This window comes from Endozoicomonas sp. ONNA2 (assembly GCF_024606365.1).
GTDB lineage: Bacteria > Pseudomonadota > Gammaproteobacteria > Pseudomonadales > Endozoicomonadaceae > Endozoicomonas.
Genome location: NZ_JAHHPO010000780.1, coordinates 1 through 2,221, shown reverse-complemented (window position 1 = coordinate 2,221; position 2,221 = coordinate 1). Strand labels below are relative to the sequence as shown.

The 2,221-nt window shown below is 48.1% G+C and carries 2 protein-coding genes; one reads left to right on the top strand and one right to left on the bottom strand.

Going from position 1 to position 2,221, the window contains the following annotated elements:
* Positions 1 to 91 precede the first annotated feature (91 nt).
* The gene (gene pyrE, locus KDK14_RS13840) at positions 92 to 751 is read right to left on the bottom strand and encodes an orotate phosphoribosyltransferase (protein ID WP_257265761.1); all 660 of its coding nucleotides are present in this window, start codon (positions 749 to 751) and stop codon (positions 92 to 94) included.
* 322 nt (positions 752 to 1,073) lie between these two features.
* On the opposite strand from pyrE, the gene KDK14_RS13835 reads away from it, so the two are divergent.
* Entirely contained in the window at positions 1,074 to 1,847 is a 774-nt protein-coding gene (locus KDK14_RS13835) for an exodeoxyribonuclease III (RefSeq protein WP_257265759.1), read from the top strand.
* The last annotated feature ends 374 nt before the right edge of the window (positions 1,848 to 2,221 follow it).

The window sequence follows — 2,221 nt, the reverse complement described above, 5'->3', positions numbered from 1 at the left end:
TGTGTGCTTTGTGGTTCCAATTCAAATCTCTCAACCTGTATCAATCCCCATGTTTGCGGGGCTTTTAAGCTTAAGTCAGTGCCAATGAGCCTTATACTCCATATGCCTCTCTATAGGCTTTAATTTCCGGCGCGTATCGTCGGATTTGTGGATGATTTTCGCTATATTCAAGCAAGTTGGCCAGAGAAACGATACTCAAAACCGGAATATTGAAATCACGCTCCACTTCCTGGATGGCAGAGAGTTCTTTTAGCGTGGATGATCCCCCCTGCCCTTTTTCCTGACGGTCCATGGCGACCACAACGGCGGCAGGTGTTGCGTCGGTTTGCCCGATAATGGTCATCACTTCGCGTATCGCTGTGCCTGCCGTAATCACATCATCAACAATCACCACCCGCCCTGTCAGCGGCGCACCGACCATATTCCCTCCTTCACCATGATCTTTGGCCTCCTTGCGGTTGAAGCACCATGGCACACTCCGGTTATGCTTTTCGAACAATGCGACGGTTGTCGCAGTGGCCAGGGGAATGCCTTTGTAGGCAGGTCCAAACAGCAGGTCGAACTCAAGCCCGGCATTGACCATGGCCGCCGCATAAAACTGGCCGAGCTTGCTGATGGCTTCGCCACTGTGGAATAACCCGGCATTAAAGAAGTAGGGGGATGTTCTTCCGGACTTCAACGTGAATTCACCAAAACGGAGCACTTGCTGCTCAATGGCAAAATCCAGAAATTCTTTTTGGTACTGATGCATCGGGAGGGTCCTGTTCGATATAATCCAGAAATTTCTGCGATCAACCGTACCATAAGAATGTTAATCATGCCTTATAATAGAGGTGAAGGCTCTTACAAACTCTGTCGTACAGTTGATGCAGGGTTAATCCCGGTTGAGTCACTGTATCCTTGAAAAGCTCAGACTTTAGCCATCATTCATCCTGACCAAGGCAACTGCTTCTCAGGCTGAGATTTGCTCCTTTGGTTTTGCAGGTCTTCAGTTTCTGTTTTTCCGGTTACTGTCTTGCCGAGGTAACAAGCTTGATGCCAGAGCGTATAAACGGCCTGGTAAGGTGTATTCGATGAGAGTGATCAGTTTAAATTGCGAAGGCATTAAGAATGCTCGGGAAAAAGGCCTGTTTGACTGGCTTTTGGAGCAGGATGCTGACCTTGTCTGTCTGCAGGATACTCGTGAAGACGAGCGGGTGATTGAGGAACAGTATGTTCTTGATGGCTACTTTGGTTATGCGTTCAGTGGTTATAACAGGACTGGGCGAGGTGGTGTAGCCATCTATACCCGTCATGCTCCCAAGGCCATTATCTGTGGTCTGGGAATTCCTGAAGTGGATGAAACCGGCCGCTACCTTCAGGCAGACTTTGACAAGATCAGTCTTGCCACTGTGTATGTGCCGGAAGGTGATAATGAAGACAACCTGAACTTCAAGTACCGTTTCCTGGATGCCTACTCGCACCACTTGAGCAAACAACGTCGTAAGCGCCGTGAATTTATTATGTGCGGTACCTGGAACATTGCGCATCGCAAGATTGATGTAGCTAACTGGCGTGATGCCCGGGAGGTCTCTGGCTTTAATCAGGCCGAGCGTGGCTGGATGGAAGGTTTGCTCGGCGAAATGGGCTTCTTTGATGCCTACCGTGAGATTGACCGGGAATCGGGCAAATACAGCTGGTGGAAAGATGAGTACCTGCGCCATGATAATATTGGCATGCGTATCGATTACCAGATTATCACTCCGGGCATGCGTCATCGTGTGCTCAATGGTGGTATTTATAAGGGGCAGGTATTCTCATCCCATGCACCAGTCATCATTGATTATGACTGGGAGTTGGGATTATAACTGTTCCTGATTTAGCCTTGTCCCCGGATATATGGGGACTTGACGAAAAGCGTCAGCAACGTAGAGGACCTCCTTTTTTCATTTTTCCTCAAATCATAAGAGAGTTTCTGATTTGAGTCATGGCAGATTCTGTGTTGTGGTTTTGATCAGCTCTTTGTTTGCAATCTGGAAACATTGTGCTTTATTGATAATTATTTGGCCGGTGGAAATATACTCCCCTGCGCTTGGAGGCTGTCCGAGAATTGCGCCCGTAGCGAGGATGGCAGAAAATTGAGGATAAAAATTTCGTTTTGTGAGGTGAATAGCGGGGCTATTTGCCGAACAAAACGGAATTTTTAGACCAATTTGCTGCCACCGCAGTAGGGCAGTCTATT

Coding starts and splice junctions, on each gene's coding strand:
- pyrE (WP_257265761.1), bottom strand. CDS start 751: ATGCATCAGTACCAAAAAGAATTTCTGGATTTTGCCATTGAGCAGCAA.
- KDK14_RS13835 (WP_257265759.1), top strand. CDS start 1,074: ATGAGAGTGATCAGTTTAAATTGCGAAGGCATTAAGAATGCTCGGGAA.